Source organism: Nocardia mikamii NBRC 108933 (assembly GCF_001613505.1).
In the GTDB taxonomy this organism is placed as follows: domain Bacteria; phylum Actinomycetota; class Actinomycetes; order Mycobacteriales; family Mycobacteriaceae; genus Nocardia; species Nocardia mikamii.
The window spans coordinates 141,528-157,635 of sequence record NZ_BDCM01000002.1 but is presented as its reverse complement, the minus strand read 5'-3'; the positions used below and the strand labels follow the sequence as shown (position 1 = coordinate 157,635).

Annotated in this window: 16 protein-coding genes; 11 read left to right on the top strand and 5 right to left on the bottom strand. The window is 69.3% G+C overall.

Translation table 11 applies throughout. The annotated features are described in order from the left end of the window. The first annotated feature begins 1 nt into the window (after position 1). The 7 genes from NMI01S_RS35735 (at position 2) to NMI01S_RS01270 (ending at position 7,590) form a co-directional block, all read left to right on the top strand. Positions 2 to 1,813, top strand: a complete 1,812-nt coding sequence (locus NMI01S_RS35735; protein ID WP_245716655.1) for a hypothetical protein — start codon at positions 2 to 4, stop codon at positions 1,811 to 1,813. A 176-nt stretch (positions 1,814 to 1,989) separates the two neighbouring features. Next, on the top strand, positions 1,990 to 2,433 hold the full coding sequence (gene rplM / locus NMI01S_RS01295; RefSeq protein WP_036498285.1) for a 50S ribosomal protein L13: 444 nt from the start codon (positions 1,990 to 1,992) through the stop codon (positions 2,431 to 2,433). Beyond that, positions 2,430 to 2,942, top strand: a complete 513-nt coding sequence (rpsI, locus tag NMI01S_RS01290) for a 30S ribosomal protein S9 (RefSeq protein WP_062994194.1) — start codon at positions 2,430 to 2,432, stop codon at positions 2,940 to 2,942. The genes rplM and rpsI overlap by 4 nt, the downstream gene beginning before the upstream one ends. Before the next feature lie 205 nt (positions 2,943 to 3,147). Next, positions 3,148 to 4,515: a phosphoglucosamine mutase gene (gene glmM, locus NMI01S_RS01285; RefSeq protein WP_062994193.1), complete on the top strand. Its 1,368-nt coding sequence runs from the start codon at positions 3,148 to 3,150 to the stop codon at positions 4,513 to 4,515. A gap of 303 nt (positions 4,516 to 4,818) precedes the next feature. Continuing rightward, complete coding sequence (locus tag NMI01S_RS01280) at positions 4,819 to 5,226, top strand: type VII secretion target (RefSeq protein ID WP_245716654.1); 408 nt, start codon at positions 4,819 to 4,821, stop codon at positions 5,224 to 5,226. Continuing rightward, on the top strand, positions 5,223 to 6,596 hold the full coding sequence (locus tag NMI01S_RS01275) for a hypothetical protein (protein ID WP_062994192.1): 1,374 nt from the start codon (positions 5,223 to 5,225) through the stop codon (positions 6,594 to 6,596). The genes NMI01S_RS01280 and NMI01S_RS01275 overlap by 4 nt, the downstream gene beginning before the upstream one ends. Continuing rightward, positions 6,583 to 7,590, top strand: coding sequence for a DUF8176 domain-containing protein (locus tag NMI01S_RS01270; protein WP_062994191.1), 1,008 nt, complete (start codon positions 6,583 to 6,585; stop codon positions 7,588 to 7,590). Before NMI01S_RS01275 ends, NMI01S_RS01270 begins: the two co-directional genes overlap by 14 nt. 13 nt (positions 7,591 to 7,603) lie before the next feature. On the opposite strand, the gene NMI01S_RS01265 is transcribed toward NMI01S_RS01270, so the two are convergent. Then, the gene (locus NMI01S_RS01265; RefSeq protein ID WP_062994262.1) at positions 7,604 to 8,038 is read right to left on the bottom strand and encodes a hypothetical protein; all 435 of its coding nucleotides are present in this window, start codon (positions 8,036 to 8,038) and stop codon (positions 7,604 to 7,606) included. 59 nt (positions 8,039 to 8,097) lie between these two features. Next, a complete protein-coding gene (locus tag NMI01S_RS01260) occupies positions 8,098 to 9,765 on the bottom strand; it encodes an ABC-F family ATP-binding cassette domain-containing protein (protein WP_439956215.1) in 1,668 nt (555 codons plus the stop codon). Between the two features lie 141 nt (positions 9,766 to 9,906). Here NMI01S_RS01260 and NMI01S_RS01255 point away from each other — a divergent pair, with 141 nt between their 5' ends. Next, complete coding sequence (locus tag NMI01S_RS01255; RefSeq protein WP_062994190.1) at positions 9,907 to 10,098, top strand: PspC domain-containing protein; 192 nt, start codon at positions 9,907 to 9,909, stop codon at positions 10,096 to 10,098. 155 nt (positions 10,099 to 10,253) lie between these two features. Then, positions 10,254 to 10,562 (top strand): DUF6802 family protein, encoded by a 309-nt coding sequence (locus tag NMI01S_RS01250; RefSeq protein ID WP_030513482.1) that lies wholly within the window; start codon positions 10,254 to 10,256, stop codon positions 10,560 to 10,562. 307 nt (positions 10,563 to 10,869) lie between these two features. Here the strand turns inward: NMI01S_RS01250 and NMI01S_RS01245 are convergent, their stop codons facing one another. Further along, positions 10,870 to 11,736 carry a dienelactone hydrolase family protein gene (locus tag NMI01S_RS01245; protein ID WP_062994189.1) on the bottom strand — a complete coding sequence of 289 codons (867 nt, stop codon included), beginning with the start codon at positions 11,734 to 11,736 and terminating at the stop codon, positions 10,870 to 10,872. Between the two features lie 130 nt (positions 11,737 to 11,866). On the opposite strand from NMI01S_RS01245, the gene glmS reads away from it, so the two are divergent. Continuing rightward, complete coding sequence (gene glmS, locus NMI01S_RS01240; protein WP_062994188.1) at positions 11,867 to 13,735, top strand: glutamine--fructose-6-phosphate transaminase (isomerizing); 1,869 nt, start codon at positions 11,867 to 11,869, stop codon at positions 13,733 to 13,735. Positions 13,736 to 13,750: 15 nt separating this feature from the next. Here the strand turns inward: glmS and NMI01S_RS01235 are convergent, their stop codons facing one another. Further along, positions 13,751 to 14,941: an MFS transporter gene (locus NMI01S_RS01235; RefSeq protein WP_062994187.1), complete on the bottom strand. Its 1,191-nt coding sequence runs from the start codon at positions 14,939 to 14,941 to the stop codon at positions 13,751 to 13,753. 135 nt (positions 14,942 to 15,076) lie between these two features. On the opposite strand from NMI01S_RS01235, the gene NMI01S_RS01230 reads away from it, so the two are divergent. Then, positions 15,077 to 15,568, top strand: coding sequence for a MarR family winged helix-turn-helix transcriptional regulator (locus tag NMI01S_RS01230; RefSeq protein WP_062994186.1), 492 nt, complete (start codon positions 15,077 to 15,079; stop codon positions 15,566 to 15,568). On the opposite strand, the gene NMI01S_RS01225 is transcribed toward NMI01S_RS01230, so the two are convergent. After that, the gene (locus tag NMI01S_RS01225; RefSeq protein WP_062994185.1) at positions 15,555 to 15,986 is read right to left on the bottom strand and encodes a plastocyanin/azurin family copper-binding protein; all 432 of its coding nucleotides are present in this window, start codon (positions 15,984 to 15,986) and stop codon (positions 15,555 to 15,557) included. The two genes, NMI01S_RS01230 and NMI01S_RS01225, sit on opposite strands and share 14 nt — an antisense overlap. Between the last annotated feature and the right edge of the window lie 122 nt (positions 15,987 to 16,108).

Genomic DNA, 16,108 nt, shown 5'->3' with positions numbered 1-16,108 from the left:
TGTGACGGCTCGAGTTGGGGCGATACATCTCGGATGGGATGTGGTGTCCGTGGCCGCCGGTGGCGGTGGGACACCGATCCGCCCGGTCCAGGTGGAAGGCACATATACGCCGCCTGCGTATTTGCTGGCGGACAAGTCCGGGCGACTGCACACCGCGGGCGTGGACCGGCAGCGGCCCGATCTGGGCATCGCGGTCTCCGACGTGCGTGACATCCTCGGGCATCAGCAGATCCGCATCGCCGGGGCGACCTGGCCGGCGGAGTTGGTGTTCCGTGCCCGGCTCTACAACCCGCTCGCCGCGATCGGCACCCGGTTGCGCGGCAAGCCCGACGTGGTGGCGTTGCCGTTCCCGGACGACTGGCCCGACGAGAAGGTCGAGGAGTACTGCCGTCTGGTCGAGCAGATGGACGTCGTCACCGACCCGCTGCCCGAATCCGTGGCGCTGTCCGGCTACGTGCGGGCCCTCGGGCTGGTGCAGCCGCCCGCGCACGGCCGCCGGGGCGTGGGCGCGACCGGCGTCTATTCCGACGGCCGGGTCTGCCTGGTGGTGGCCGTCGACGGGGACGACGAGCAGCCCACCGAATCGGTCGGCGTGCCGATCACACCGGATTCGATGCGGGACGCCCATTCGGCGGACAACGTGGTCATCGAGGTGATGGCCGCGGCCCGCTCGATCGGCGCCGACACCTCGACGGTGCTGCTCACCGGCAACGTGTGCTTCAACGACGCGCTGCGGCTGGCGTTCCAGAACCATCTGGGCGCCCGGCTGCGGGTCGCCGATCATCCGATGCACGCCCTGGTGCTGGGTGCGGCGCATCTGCTCGTCACCGACAGCGAATACGCCGAGGCGGAGCAGGGCCCGGCTCCGGTGTCGAATCAGCCGGGTCCGGCGGTGTCGAATCAGCCGGGTCCGGCGGTGCCGAATCAGCCGGGTACCGCGGTGCCGAAGCAGCCGGGTCCGCCGCGACCCGGGCCGATGCAGGCGGCGTCGAATCAGAGCATCCCGAATCGCGGCGCGCCGCAGTCGGATTCCCGGTCCGAGAACGCGGGCCGTCATGCGTGGCAGGACGCCGGTGCGCCGGAACCCGCCCTCCCGCCCGCCGAACCGCATCGTCGCCCGGAGCCGCCGAATCCGCACGGGGGCGCCGAGGGCCGGCATGCGGCGCGTGACCTCGGGCCGGGATCGGCCCCCCAGCCGCTGCCCACCGGCGAGCCGACCACCCGGTTGACCCGGGAGGCCGGCCAGTTGGAAAGCAGGTTCACCCGCCCCCCGGCCGGCCCGGTCGATGATCAGCGGACCACCGAATCCGGTGGTCGGTCATCGGCCGGGGAACAACCGGATGAAGAGGAACACGCCCACAAGGGCAAACTGTGGAGCAAGGTCAAGGACAATCTGTTCGGCGCCCCGACGATCGTCGGAGCGGTAGCGCTGGCGGCGCTGGCGATCCATGCCGACGGTGAGGCGGATCACCTGGCGCAGCCGCTTCCCGGACACAGCTCGGCGGCGGCCGCCGCTGCGGCAGCCGGAACCTCCGATGCGCGGACCGACGGCGCCGCGGCCTTCGACGCGCGCTCGCCGAGTGGTCTCGGCGCGGGATCCGATTTCGGCTCGTGGCCGGCCGTGGACAAGGTGTCACGCGCACCCGAGGCCAGCCCGGCCTGCTCGGTCACCCCGAACGCCGTCGAGCGTCCGGGGCCGGGTATGCGAACGGTAGCCGACCATCCCTGCGCGCATCTGGCGGTCGACAATCTGCACTACGTCGTCCCGACGGTCCCCGGTACGTTCGACTCGGGTCCACCGATTCACATCTGACGAGTGCGGAGGCGATTTCGGGACCCCGAACCGGTGCTGGTATCGTCGTCGTTCGGCGTGCGGTACGTCGCGAATTCGTCCGTGCCGTCACACGAGCCCCGGGTCTCCACCGGCCGCCGGGATCACTCGACCGTTCGCCTGGCTGGCAGAACATCAACGACAGACAGGGAAGCACTGTGCCTACGTACAGCCCGAAGGCGGGTGACGTGACCCGGCAGTGGTACGTCATCGACGCCACTGACGTAGTGCTCGGCCGCCTTGCCGTGCAGGCAGCGAATCTGCTGCGTGGCAAGAACAAGCCGACCTACGCCCCCAACGTCGATGGTGGCGACTTCGTCATCATCATCAACGCCGACAAGGTTGCCGTCTCCGGCAACAAGCGCGAGGACAAGCTCCTCTACACCCACTCCGGGCACCCCGGTGGCCTGAAGTCCCGGTCTGTCGGGCAGCTGCTCGACACCCGGCCGGAGCGCGTCGTGGAGCGTGCCGTCAAGGGCATGATCCCGAAGAACAAGCTGGGCAACCAGATCGCGCGCAAGTTGAAGGTCTACGGTGGCGCGTCGCATCCGCACGCGGCCCAGCAGCCCGTTCCGTTCGAGATCAAGCAGGTGGCCCAGTGACCGCTCCTGAGGAATTCAACGAGGAATACGTCGAAGACGCCGCCGTGGAGGTCGTCGACGAGGGTGCCGGCTACGACGCCGAGTACACCGAGTCCGAGGGCTTCGCCGCGCCGGTCGTGATCGACCGCCCCGTGCAGACGGTCGGCCGCCGCAAGGAGGCCGTGGTCCGGGTTCGCCTGGTCCCGGGTTCCGGCCAGTTCGTGCTCAACGGCCGCACCATCGAGGACTACTTCCCGAACAAGGTGCACCAGCAGCTGGTGAAGTCCCCGCTGGTCACCGTCGAGCGCACCGAAGCCTTCGATGTGCACGCCCGCCTGGTCGGCGGCGGCCCGTCGGGTCAGGCCGGCGCGCTGCGCCTCGCCATCGCCCGCGCGCTGATCGAGGTCACCCCGGACGACCGCCCCGCCCTGAAGCGGGCCGGCTTCCTGACGCGTGACCCGCGTGCCACCGAGCGTAAGAAGTACGGCCTCAAGAAGGCCCGCAAGGCTCCGCAGTACTCGAAGCGCTGATCTTGCAGCGCGCGGCCGCTCCCACCCGCACCCGCACGGTGTGCCGGTGGGAGCACGGCCGGCGCGACCCCGTACGAGAGCAGGCGCCCACTCCCGGGCGCCTGCTCTCGTGCTGTATCGATCGACGGTAGGCCGGGGCGGGCAGCCTGCGTCCGCGACGCAGGGTCTCCGCGCTCACCGCAATTCAACTCGAGGGGCGAGATAGATGGGGCGTTTGTTCGGTACCGACGGAGTCCGTGGCCTTGCCAACGACTCGCTGAGTCCGGAACTGGCACTGCAGATTTCGGCGGCCGCGGCACAGGTGCTGGGCCGGGGCAGATCGCGCGCGGTGGCGGTGGTCGGCCGCGATCCGCGCGCCAGCGGCGAGATGCTGGAGGCCGCGGTGACCGCCGGTCTGACCGCCGCCGGAATGAGTGTGCTCTCGGTCGGGGTCCTGCCGACCCCGGCGGTCGCGTATCTGACCGCCGCCTATGACGCCTGCCTGGGCGTGATGATCTCCGCCTCGCACAACGCCATGCCGGACAACGGCATCAAGATCTTCGCCGCGGGCGGTCACAAACTCGACGACAGCGTCGAGGACAAGATCGAGGAACTGGTCCGCGCGAAGAGTTTCGTCCGCCCGACCGGCGCCGGCATCGGCCGGGTGCTCAGCCTCTCCGGCGTCGATGGTCATGTCGAGGACCATTACAGCCTGGCCGGCACCCACGAGCGCTATGTCGAACATCTGGTGGAGGCCACCGGCCGCGATCTGTCCGGCATCACCGTGGTCGTCGACTGTGCGCACGGCGCGGCCTCCGACGTCGGCCCGGCCGCGTACCGTGAGGCGGGCGCGCGCGTGGTCGCGATCAACGCCGAGCCGAACGGGCTCAACATCAACGAACGATGCGGGTCCACGCATCTCGAAAATATTCAGCGCGCGGTGCTCGAACACGGCGCCGATCTGGGCCTGGCCCACGACGGCGACGCCGATCGCTGCCTGGCGGTGGACGGTTCCGGTTCCGTCGTCGACGGCGACGCGATCATGGCGATCCTCGCCCTGGCGATGCACGAATCGGGCGAGCTGGTGCAGGACACCCTGGTAGCGACCGTGATGAGCAATCTGGGTCTGCACATCGCGCTCCGCGATGCGGGAATCACCGTGCGCACCACCGCGGTCGGCGATCGCTACGTACTGGAGGAGTTGCGTCGCGGTGGCTACAGCCTGGGCGGTGAGCAGTCCGGACATCTGGTCTTCCCGCGGTACGGCACCACGGGCGACGGGCTGCTGACGGGTCTGAAACTGATGGCCCGGATGGTCGAAACCGGTCGTGGCCTGGCCGATCTGGCGAGCGTCATGACGACCGTGCCGCAGGTTCTGGTCAATGTCCCGGTCGCCGACAAAGCCGCGGTCGCGGCCGCGCCGGAGGTTCGCGAGGCGGTGGCCGAGGCCGAGCGCGCGCTCGGTGACAACGGCCGAGTCCTGTTGCGCCCGAGCGGGACCGAACAGCTGATCCGGGTCATGGTCGAGGCGACCGATTCGCATCGTGCCAAACAACTCGCCGACGATCTCGCCAAGTGTGTGTCCGCGGTCTGAGCGCCGCGGGCACGTCGGCGGCGCGATGAACGGGGTGCGTACGCCGCGTAGGGGTGCGGCTGTATAGGTCGTTGCCGAGCGGTGGGCGCCGCGGCCACGATGGCGGGACTCGCCCGTCATCGTTCGAAAATCGGCTGGTCATCGCAAGTGTCGGCGGTCGGCGACGGATCCCGGAGGGGGCGTGCGGAGGTCGTCGGCGCGCCGACGGTCCCGGAGATCGGGGCGCGACTGTCGGCTCCGGGAAGTATGGTTGGACGCAGATCATGGCGCGACAGCGAAGCTTGATTTCCGTGAGGGGGAACAGTGGACCCGCTGAAGCTTGACAAGTCTCCGACGCTCGACGACTCCGCGCATTCGGCGCCGCCGCCGACCGCCACCGCATCCGCTCCGGATACGGTGATGCGGGTCGATCCCGAGGCGATGGCGGCGTATACGGCCATCGCGAATACCGTTTCCCAACAGCTCGCTTCGGCGGCGTCCGCGACAGCCGGTGCGGTCGATCCACAGCAGCTGGCCACCGACCTGGGGTTGGTGGGAGCGGACTTCGCCGCCAAATTCGCGGCCGCGGTCTCCGAACACGCGCAGGCGCTGTCGACCGCGGGCAAACTGGTCTCGGCCTACGGACGTGGACTGCACACCTATACCGCGGGCGTGCAGGGCACCGACGAGGATTCGGCCATCGCGATCACCCGGACGGAGTCGCGGTCATGAGGCGTCCCACAGCATTGCGTCGCCGGCCCACCGCCGCGCGCAACGACACCACCACGCCCGCAACGACATCCGATCCGTCCGTGGATCCGCCGATCGTCGCGACCCTGGTCCGGCCGCTGCTGGACCTGCGTGCCGCACTGGGCACCGGGGTCGCGACGCCGGCCGCGACCATCACCGGCGCTCTGTCCAGCGCGTCCACGCAGGCCGCCGACACCGAGGGACCACACCGCGACGGCGTCCACGCGCTGGAATCCACCTGGACGGGTCCGGGCTCCGACGCGGCCGTTCCGGCATTGCGCACCACCCAGACTCAGATCGGTGACATCTCCGACCGGGGCCCGGCCTACCTGGGCGTCCTGGCCGACGCCCACGCGACCAGTGCGCGGGCGGCCGGCCGGATGGACCGGATCATCGCCGATTTCCGGCGCGACGCTCGAACCATCCTCGGCAACGCCACCGCCGCGCCGGATACCGACGCGGTGATCAACCGGGCCACCCAGGCGCTGCGCGACGCGATCACCACCGTCACCTCCGCACGCACCGAAATGGACGATCACTCGCGCCGTCTGGACGAGATGGGTCCGCTCACGGTCACCACGCCGGCCGCGCTGAACTCCTCGCAGTCATGGGGAGATACGCCCGCTACGGTCCTGCCCAGCGCCTACGGTGCGATTCCGGGCCAATACGGCACGGCCCCAGCGCAATACGGCGTGGCGCCCGGCCAGCCGATAGACCCGGCGCAGATGGCCCAGCTGCAACTACAGCAGCTGCTCGTGCAGGCCGGTGTGCAGGTCGGCACCTCGGCCATCAATGCCGGTGTGGACATCGGTACCCATTTGATCGACAAGATCGCCGAGGTCGGCACGCACACCATCGACACGGTGGCCTCCTCGGTCGACCAGGCGATACCGCAGCTGATCAACCCGGACCACGCGACCGGTGACAAGACCAATCCGGCGGGGAATTCCGGAGATTCGGCGAAGCTGTTCGACTTCGGTCCCGGCAAGACGGCCCCCGGAACGACGGGACCGGGCTCGATCATTCCGGGCGCACCGGCACCCGACAAGGTGCCGGCCGACAAGGCCCCGGCCGACAAATCCGATCCGCCGCCCCCGTCACCGTCGTCGATCCTTCCGCCACCTGCCGACCCTGCGCCGATGCCGAGGCCACCGGCGCCCGCCCCCGCACCGGCACCCCCGCCGGAGCCGGCGCATCCGGGCGGGGTGGCCGGAGGTATGGCTTTGCCGCCGCCGTCCGGTGGCGGACAGGACCACAAACCTCGCGACGGCCAGCTCGGTGTCACCGTGCCGGCGGCCGAGACAACGGTTCCCGCCGCCGTGATCGGCGACTTCGGCGATGACACGGTCTGAGCCGGACCCGCAGGAGGACAACCCGTTCGACCTCGGCCTGCCGATGGTCCGGACTCCCGTCGGCAAGCAGGGCCGCAAGCGGCGGCCGGGCCGGCGAAGTCCGAACCGCCCGGCCGCGGCGGCGTATCACGGCGCCGTCGCCGTGCCGCCGGCGCGGCCCGGCCCGGCGTCGACCGCCTATCCGTCGGGGGAGTGGGAGCAGTGGCTGGAACCGGGGCAGCGCACGACCCCGGAGCCCGAGCCGGAGGTGGAACCGGAACCGCGACGCATCCCGGTCGGTGGGCCGCTGACCGATCCGGATCTGGTCGACAAGTCGACGCTGGTTCCGCATATCGTCGACCGCTCGGGCGGTAACCCCGGTCCCGCGTTGCGGCGTCCGCGCCCACGCCCGGCCGGCCCGCGCCGCGACCACCGTCGCGGTGAAAAGCTGCTGGCCGCACTCACTTTGATCGGTGTCGGCATCGTCGTCGTCTCGGTGGTGCTGACCGTCATCCACACCGGAAAGCGGTCCCAGCCGGTCGCGACCAAACCACCGATGGTCGCGGCGGTGCCGGTGCCCACCACGGTGAGCGCGACCGCGCCGCCGCCCACGACCACGGCCGCGGCGACCTCGACGATCGCCACCGACGGCTGCGAGCAGCAGCGCACCGCGGAGGTGGTCTCCGGGACCGACCCCGGAGGCACCGCGAGTGGTCCGGACGCCATTCTGGCCTTCGAGCGGGCGTACTACGTTCAGCGTTCGGGGTATGCCGCCCGCGCGGTCGTCGCCGACGACTCGTCGGTGCCGCCGGCCGACCAGATCCAGCGCGGCATCAATCAGGTGCCGGTCGGCACCCGCTACTGCGTGCAGATCACCCGAACCGGCGACGAGGGACAGTGGGAGGTCCGCCTCACCCAGCAGAAGCCGGACGAACAGCCGCATGCGTTCACCCAGATTATCAGCACCCGAGCGGAATCGGGGCGCACGCTGATCACCGGGATCGCGGCCGGCTGAACCACATCCGGGTTCAGAACCGGGCGTGCACGAACCCGGTGAACGGCACGAGGAAGCCGCCGATCTCACAGGCGATCAACGCGTACATGGCCGACCGCAGCGGCAGCCCGATGTCGCCGCGGAATTGATTGGCCGTATCCCGCCGCAGCCCGTGCAGGCAGTAGGAGGCGACGGCACCGGCGAAGAAGCCGAGAACCAGCAGCGCCGCAACGAGATTCACTACAGTCGGCCAGTCCGACAGTTCCACGAAGACCGCGAGCAGCAGCGCGGCGAAGCTGTACATCAGGGCCGCACGGTGTGCGATATCGACGTAGGGATGCGCGTGCCCCTCCGCCGAGGTCCGCATCCCGTGGTACTTCCACACGCCCAGCAGCAGGGCCCAGACGAAGAGAAGACCGGCGATCAGGAGGGTGACCCGGGTGTCCACACCGAGTTGTATCTGTTCCATCCGGGTTTCCTGGGCGGCCGCGTGCGGCATCGCGATCGCTACGCCGAGCGAGTTCTGGTTCAACGGTTTTCGGTGAGTTGTCCGGCGGACATGTGCCAGCGCCGGGTCGCCCGCACGGTATCGAGCATGCGGCGATCGTGGGTGACCAACAGCAGTGTGCCGTCGAAGGATTCGACGGCCTGCTCCAACTGCTCGATCGCGGGCAGATCGAGATGGTTGGTCGGTTCGTCGAGTACCAGCAGGTTGACCCCGCGCGCCTGCAGCAGCGCCAGCGCGGCGCGCGTGCGCTCACCCGGCGACAGGGTGTCGTTGGCGCGCAGCACGTGAGCTCCGCGCAGCCCGAATTTGGCCAGCAGTGTGCGGATCTCCGCTTCCGGCCAGTCGGGTACCTCGGCGCCGAACGTATCGGCGAGCGAGGCCGTGCCACGAAACAGTCCGCGGACCTGATCGACCTCGCCGATCGCCACTCCCGAACCCAGCGCGGCGGTTCCGGTATCCGGCGCTACCTTGCCCAGCAGCAGTGCCAGCAGCGTGGATTTGCCCGACCCGTTGGGGCCGGTCAGGACGATCCGGTCACCCCAGTCGACCTGCGTGGTAACCGGACCGAGGACGAACTCGCCGCGCGACAGGCCGGCATCGGACAGCGTCGCCACCACCGAGCCACTGCGCGGTGCGGAGGCGATCGACATCCGCAACTCCCACTCCTTGCGCGGCTCCTCCACCACCTCCAGCCGTTCGATGCGGCGCTGGGTCTGGCGCACCTTCGACGCCTGCTTCTCGGTGGATTCGGCCCGCATCTTGCGACCGGCCTTGTCGGAGTCCACCTTTCGCGGATCGCGAGCCTTGCGGCGCGCATTGCGCACGCCGTGCTCGAGCCAGTTCCGTTGCATCACCTGCCGCGCTTCCAGCCCGGCCTTGGTATCGGCGTAGTCCTCGTAGGCCTCCCGCGCGTGCCGGCGAGCGATCTCGCGTTCGGCCAGGTACGAGTCGTAGCCTCCGTCGTAGCTGCCGACCTGCTGCTGGGCGAGATCGAGTTCGACGATCCGGTTGACGGTGCGCGCCAGGAATTCGCGATCGTGACTGATCACCATCAACGGCGTCCGCACCCCGGTCACGAAATTCTCCAGCCGGGCCAGGCCGTCCAGGTCGAGATCGTTCGTCGGCTCGTCCAGCAGCAGAATGTCGAAGCGCGACAACAGGACCGAGGCCAGCCCGGCCCGCGCGGCCTGCCCACCTGACAGCGCGGCCATCGGTGTGTCGAGGCCTTGCGGCAAACTTTCGGTGAGTCCCAGTTCGGCGGCCACCTCGTCGGCGCGCGGCTCCAGGTCGGCGCCGCCCAGTGCGAGCCAGCGTTCCAGGGCGGTCGAATAGTCCTCGGCGGCGGAATCGTCGGTCGCCAGCCGTTCGGCCGCGGCGTCCATCGTGCGCTGCGCAGCCGCCACTCCGGTCCGGCGGGCCAGGAACCGGGCCACCGTCTCGTCGGCCAGGCGTTCCGGTTCCTGCGCGAGGTAGCCGATCGTCGCATCGGGCGGGCTCAGCGTGATCCGACCCGTCTGCGGGGTGCGGTCGGCCAGCATCCGCAGCAGCGTCGACTTGCCGGCTCCGTTCACCCCCACCAGGCCGATCACATCGCCGGGCGCCAGCACCAGATCCAGGTCCTCGAATAGCACCCGGTCTCCGTGCCCCGCCGAGAGGCCGTGCGCGTGCAGAGTCGTACTCACGCCCATGAGTCTGCCGGGTTCGGGGTATCACCCCGAGTCCGGGCCGTGGAAATCAGGGTCGGGATGGGTCTTGCGCCCGATGCGCGCGAGGGTGCCCGCACAGCACAGTGGAATCACCACGCACGACCGTGACAGAAGGAGAGCGTCATGACCGCCCCCACCCGCCGCCTCACCCGATCGATCTCCGACAAGTGGATCGGCGGCGTCTGCGGTGGCCTCGCCGAATACTTCGGCTGGAACGCCAACGTGATCCGCCTGCTGTTCGTCCTCTCCTGCCTGCTGCCCGGCCCGCAGTTCATCGTCTACCTGGTCCTGTGGCTCATCATCCCGAAGCAGTAGCCGGGCGCGGCAGGACGATAGTTATCCACAGGCAAACCCTCGGCCCACCTCGGCGCCGGTAAGTTATCCACAACATGCCGGACCGGGGATGCGCCACACCACTTCCGGATGCCAGGATGGAGGAAATTCCCGCACGTCCCTCGAGGAGCACGTACATGATCCATTCGGGCGATCTGCCGGGCCTGGACCTGCCGGAAGTCGACGCACACTCCGACCTCGGCGGCATCGGCGCCGTGGAGCTGAACCACCCGTCCCAGGACATCGACGCCGACGGCATCCTGGACACCGAAACCTTCCACAGCGACCACTCGATGGAAGTCTGGTCCGATATGGACCACGACGGCTACGCCGACCACGTCAGCATCGTCGACGACGGCGGCGACTACTCGGCGTGGGAATTCCACCACTATCCCGACGGCCGCACCGAGTGGGTCCAGGTGGACAAGGGCAAGATGGGCAAGTGAGCCGCGTGCCTTCGGTTTTCGACCGACGGCCCGGCGGCAGCTTTGGATGTGCTGGTCGCGGCGCAAAGGCGCACTGACAAGGGACCCCAGCCTTCCGTGCGGTTGACGGGTGTGCCGTCGGGGAATTCGCCGTCTTGAACGAGAGGTCCTGGCGCGGAGGGGCCGCCAGGATTTGTGCGCTCGTACGCCACAGATCAGGATTGGCCGGTAGCACAACGGCTTACGAGTCCAGGGCTCGTATCGTCCTTTGAGCGGATCGCGCTGCGGTTTCGGTTCCGGATACCCGGGCGCGCCGGGCGACGGCCTTCTACTTGCGCAGAGCGCGGGCCATCTGGACGAGCTGCAGCGGCGAAACGTGTTCGGGCTCGGGCTCTTCGGTGGCTTCCGGGTCGACCGCCGCGGTGTGCGGGATGTCGGCCTCGGGGTCGGCGAAGGGTTGATACTTCTTGTCGCCCAGGAGTTGGTAGCTGAGGTAGCCGACCAGGAGGGCGCGGGTGATGCGTTCGGTCTTCGGTTCGTATTTGGCGGCGCCGAGGGCGGCCAGGGCGCGACGGCCCTCGACGATGCCGTTGTGGGTGGCCTTGTCGACGGTGCGCAGCGACATCGGGCCGCACCAGGCCGTGGCGAGGGCCTGCGCGGTGCAGGTGCCGGTGGAGATGTCGACACCGCCGGCCACGATGAGGGCCGGGGTGTCGATCTGGGGTGCGAGAGCTTCCGCGCTCGGAGCGGTGGGCGCCGGATAGAGGGCCGCCACGGCGCCGACCTTGCGCTGCGAGGCGGCGATGACGGCGGCCCCCGCGCCCATTCCGTGCCCCGCCAGCGCGAGTTTGTCCGGGTGCACGCTGATGTTGCCGCCGCCCAGCCGCACACCCGCGCAGATGTCGAGGGTGGTCAGCAGGTCGGTGGCCAGATTCAGGTGCGAGGGCAGCGGGCCGCGTTCGGTGTCGGGTGCGGCGGCGACGAAACCCCAGGACGCGAGATGTTCGAGCAGTCGGCGGTAGTTGCCGGCGCCGGCGAGCCAGCCGTGTCCGAAGGCGACCGCCGGCAGGTTGTGGCCCTCTTCGGGCGTGTACACCACACCGGGCTGCCCGGCGATGCCGAGGTTGCCGCGCATCACCCGGTGCGGACCGGGGCTGGTCAGAATGCTCAGAAGCGATTTCACAGACACCGACACGGGGGTGAACTCTACCGAGAGTCGCCCGGAATGCGGCACCGTCGCGAGCGGAGCGGCCCGGACACGCCGCCACCTGCTGCGATAGCAGGCCGATTCGCGTGTCCACGCGGCCCAAGTAGGCTGGGACACCATGTGCGGAATCGTTGGCTACGTCGGGTACCGGGACGCGCTCGGCGTCGTCGTGGACGCACTGCGCCGCATGGAGTACCGGGGCTACGACTCCGCGGGCGTGGCGATCCTGGACGGCGCGGGCACTATCGCGGTGGAGCGCAAGGCCGGTCGGCTGGCCAATCTGGAGGCCGAGCTGGCCGAGGCCGGTCCCGCCGCGTTCGCCGGTACGACCGGTATGGGACATACCCGGTGGGCCACGCACGGCGCGCCCACCGATCGCAACGCGCACCCGCACCGCGACCTCGCGGGCCGGGTCGCGGTCGTGCACAACGGCATCATCGAGAATTTCGCGCCGCTGCGGCGCGAGCTCGAGGATGCCGGGGTCGAATTGCGCAGCGATACCGACACCGAGGTCGCGGTGCACCTGGTCGCGCAGGCCTATGCGGCCGGGCCCACGGCCGGTGATTTCGTCGGCAGCGCACTGGCCGTCCTGCGCCGGCTCGAGGGCGCGTTCACGCTGGTGTTCACCCATGCCGATCATCCGGGCACGATCGTGGCCGCGCGTCGCTCGACACCGCTGGTCGTCGGTGTGGGCAAGGGGGAGATGTTCATCGCCTCGGATGTGACGGCGTTCATCGAGCACACGCGCGAGGCGGTCGAGCTCGGTCAGGACCAGGCCGTGGTGATCACCGCCGACAGCTACGTGGTCACCGATTTCGCCGGCGAGACCGAGGGTGTGCGGACCCGGCCGTTCACCATCGACTGGGATCTGGCCGCCGCCGAGAAGGGCGGCCACGACTACTTCATGCTCAAGGAGATCGAAGAGCAGCCCGCCGGGGTGGCCGAGACTCTGATGGGCCATTTCGACAACGGCCGCATCGTGCTGGACGAGCAGCGCCTCGCCGACCAGGAACTTCGCGAATTCGACAAGGTGTTCGTGGTGGCCTGCGGCAGTTCGTATCACGCCGGGCTGCTGGCCAAGTACGCGATCGAACATTGGACGCGGGTTCCGGTCGAGGTCGAACTGGCCAGCGAATTCCGCTACCGCGACCCGGTCCTGGACCGGTCCACGCTGGTGGTCGCTATCTCGCAGTCCGGTGAGACCGCCGACACGCTGGAGGCGGTGCGCCACGCCAAGGAGCAGAAGGCGCGCGTGCTCGCGATCTGCAACACCAACGGCGCCCAGATTCCGCGCGAATCCGATGCCGTGGTCTACACCCGCACCGGCCCGGAGATCGGCGTCGCCTCGACCAAGGCCTTCCTCGCTCAGATCACCGCGAATTACCTTGTGGGCCTTGCCCTCGCGCAGGCGCGCGGCACCAAGTACCCGGACGAGGTGGCCCGCGAGTTCGGTGAGCTGGAGGCCATGCCGAAGCTGGTGGAGCGGGTGCTCGAGACCGCGCCGCAGGTGCGTGAGATCGCCCGCCGGTTCGCGCATCAGTCGACGGTGCTGTTCCTCGGCCGCCACGTCGGCTACCCGGTCGCGCTCGAGGGTGCGCTCAAACTCAAAGAGCTGGCCTATATGCACGCCGAGGGTTTCGCCGCCGGTGAACTCAAGCACGGCCCGATCGCGCTGATCGAGGAGGGCTTGCCGGTGATCGTGGTGATGCCCTCCCCGAAGGGGCGCGCGGTGCTGCATTCGAAGCTGCTCAGCAATATCCGCGAGATTCAGGCTCGCGGCGCGCGCACCATCGTGATCGCGGAGGAGGGGGACGATACGGTCCGCCCGTTCGCCGACCATCTGATCGAGATCCCGGCCGCCCCGACCCTCTTCCAGCCGCTGCTGTCGACGGTGCCGCTGCAGATCTTCGCCGCCGAGGTGGCGCAGACCCGCGGCTACGACATCGACAAACCGCGCAATCTCGCGAAGTCGGTCACCGTCGAATAGCGGTCGGCGCTCCGGTCAATCTCCCACGGCCACAAGCTCTTCGGTCGCAGCTACGGAGCGTGACGTGCGACGTTCCAGGGCGCCCGACCAGAGGGCGAGGCCGAGTGCGCTCGTGGCCAGGACCACGCCGACCCAACTCGGACCGGTGTAGCCGAAGCCCGCGGCGATGACCGACCCGCCGAGCCATGCCGCCAGCGCGTTGCCGAGGTTGAAGGCCCCGATATTCAGCGCGGAGGCCAGCGTCGGCGCCGCCGCGGCCTGATCGAGAACCCGTTTCTGCAGCGGCGGCACGGTCGCGAAGCCCAGCGCTCCGATCAGGACGACGGTGATCGCCGCCGCGACCTTGTTGTGCGCGGTGAGTGTGAACAGGGCCAGGACGACGGCCAGCGCAGCCAGCGTGACGTAGAGCATGGGCAGCAGGTGACGATCGGCGTAGCGGCCGCCGACCAGATTGCCGATCAGGAATCCCAGACCGAACAGCACCATGATCCAGGTGACCGAGGTTTCCGCGAAGCCGGTGACCTCGGTCATCATCGGCGCGAGGTAGGTGATGGCGGCGAAGACACCGCCGAAGCCGAGTACGGTCATGGCCATCGCCAGCAGGACCTGCGGGTTGCGCAGGACCGCCAGTTCCCGGGTGAACCGGGCATCGCGCGGTGCGGGCCGATCGGGTACCAGCGCCAGTACTCCGCCGAAGGCGAGCGCGCCGACGACGGCGACCAGTGCGAAGGCGAGCCGCCAGCCGAAATGCTGACCCAGCAGGGTACTCAGCGGAACGCCGACCACGGTCGCGACGGTGAGTCCGGTGAACATCATGGCGATCGCACCGGCGCGGCGGTCCGGGGCGACGAGCGATCCGGCGACCACCGCCCCGATGCCGAAGAAGGCGCCGTGCGCCAGTGAGGCGATGATGCGGCCCGTCAGCATCAGGCCGAAAGTCGGTGCGGCGGCGGACAATGCGTTGCCGGCGATCAGGAGCAGCAGGCTGATCAACAGCATGCGCTTGCGTGACACGCGGGTGCCGAGGCCGGTCATCACCGGCGCGCCGACGAGCACGCCGAGGGCATATCCGGTGACGAGCCAGCCGGCGGTCGGGATCGAGACCGCGTAGCTGTCCGCGACTCCCGGCAGCAATCCGACCACGATGAATTCGGTCGTTCCGATGGCGAATGCGCCGAGGGTGAGTGCGAGAAGTGCGAGTGGCATCGGTACAAGCCTCCACACAAAGTTGTAGACGGGCGTTACAGGCGTAGACAATAATTGCATACGCGCGTTAATTGCAAGCGCCCGCTATTGAGGAAGCGCGTTATCCTGGGGACGAAGGCGACAGGAGGAGGGCCGATGACCGCGGAAGCCGCGCTGACCGGATTGGCGGATGGCTGGTATGCGCTCTCCGTGCTGCACGACCGGATCGAGGCGCGGATCGAACGCGCCCTGCAGGCCGGTCACGAGCTCAGCGTGCGCGAATATTCACTGCTCACCGTGCTGAGCCGGCAGCACGACGGGCCCGGCGGCCACCTGCGGATGAATCAGGTCGCCGATTCGGTGGCATTGAGTCAGAGCGCGACCACGCGGCTGGTGACCCGGCTCGAGGACCGCGGTCTCCTGCAGCGCTATCTGTGTCCGGACGACCGCCGGGGCATCTACACCGACGTCACGCCCGTGGGTCTCGAACTGCTCGAACAGGCGCGGCCCACCCACGATGCCGCCCTGTCGCGGGCGCTCGGCGAGGCCGCGGCCGATCCCGAACTCGCCCCGCTGGTCACGGCTGTGGAGGCGTTGAACCGTCGCGAGGCGCGGGCAGGGGACGGGGCAGCGACTACCGCACGGTGACCGTGCCGCGCATCTCGGGATGCAGCGGGCACAGGTAGCGGTAGACACCGGGGATCGCGAAGGTGTGGCTCCACTCGCCGCCGGTGAAGATGGGGCTGTTGATGCCCATCGCCGCATCGCCGATGCCCTGTACGGCATGCGGCACCTTGTCGGAGAACTTCCAGGTCACGGTGTCGCCCGCCTGCACGGTCACGGCGTCGGGGGAGAACTTCATATCCTCGGCGCGCACGGTGACCGAGGCCGGTCGGGCGGAGGTCGGCGAGGCTGCCGCGGTGCCCGACGGTGTGGCCGCGGTCGTGGTCGACGGTGTGGATGTCGTTGTGTTCGAACCACATCCGGCGATCAGCACGGCAGCCACCAGCGCTCCGGCGGTCGGGAGGAAACGCGCTGCGCGGATGCGTACGGTGCGGTGGGCCATGGCCACGAGCCTAGTCCGGCGGTGGCGTCCGGTTCGCCGCACCCGCGCGCGGTGCCGGCGAGGCAACCGCGGGCATCCGGAGACCGGAGCTCTCCGGGCGTACTCTGCTGGAGGTTCCGATT

What these genes read in the sequence shown, in the direction of transcription:
- NMI01S_RS01225 (WP_062994185.1), bottom strand. Translation starts at nt 15,986, where the DNA reads ATGGCCCACCGCACCGTACGCATCCGCGCAGCGCGTTTCCTCCCGACC.
- glmS (WP_062994188.1), top strand. Translation starts at nt 11,867, where the DNA reads ATGTGCGGAATCGTTGGCTACGTCGGGTACCGGGACGCGCTCGGCGTC.
- NMI01S_RS01275 (WP_062994192.1), top strand. Translation starts at nt 5,223, where the DNA reads ATGAGGCGTCCCACAGCATTGCGTCGCCGGCCCACCGCCGCGCGCAAC.
- glmM (WP_062994193.1), top strand. Translation starts at nt 3,148, where the DNA reads ATGGGGCGTTTGTTCGGTACCGACGGAGTCCGTGGCCTTGCCAACGAC.
- NMI01S_RS01230 (WP_062994186.1), top strand. Translation starts at nt 15,077, where the DNA reads ATGACCGCGGAAGCCGCGCTGACCGGATTGGCGGATGGCTGGTATGCG.
- NMI01S_RS01265 (WP_062994262.1), bottom strand. Translation starts at nt 8,038, where the DNA reads ATGGAACAGATACAACTCGGTGTGGACACCCGGGTCACCCTCCTGATC.
- NMI01S_RS01235 (WP_062994187.1), bottom strand. Translation starts at nt 14,941, where the DNA reads ATGCCACTCGCACTTCTCGCACTCACCCTCGGCGCATTCGCCATCGGA.
- NMI01S_RS01250 (WP_030513482.1), top strand. Translation starts at nt 10,254, where the DNA reads ATGATCCATTCGGGCGATCTGCCGGGCCTGGACCTGCCGGAAGTCGAC.
- NMI01S_RS01255 (WP_062994190.1), top strand. Translation starts at nt 9,907, where the DNA reads ATGACCGCCCCCACCCGCCGCCTCACCCGATCGATCTCCGACAAGTGG.
- NMI01S_RS01270 (WP_062994191.1), top strand. Translation starts at nt 6,583, where the DNA reads ATGACACGGTCTGAGCCGGACCCGCAGGAGGACAACCCGTTCGACCTC.
- NMI01S_RS01260 (WP_439956215.1), bottom strand. Translation starts at nt 9,765, where the DNA reads ATGGGCGTGAGTACGACTCTGCACGCGCACGGCCTCTCGGCGGGGCAC.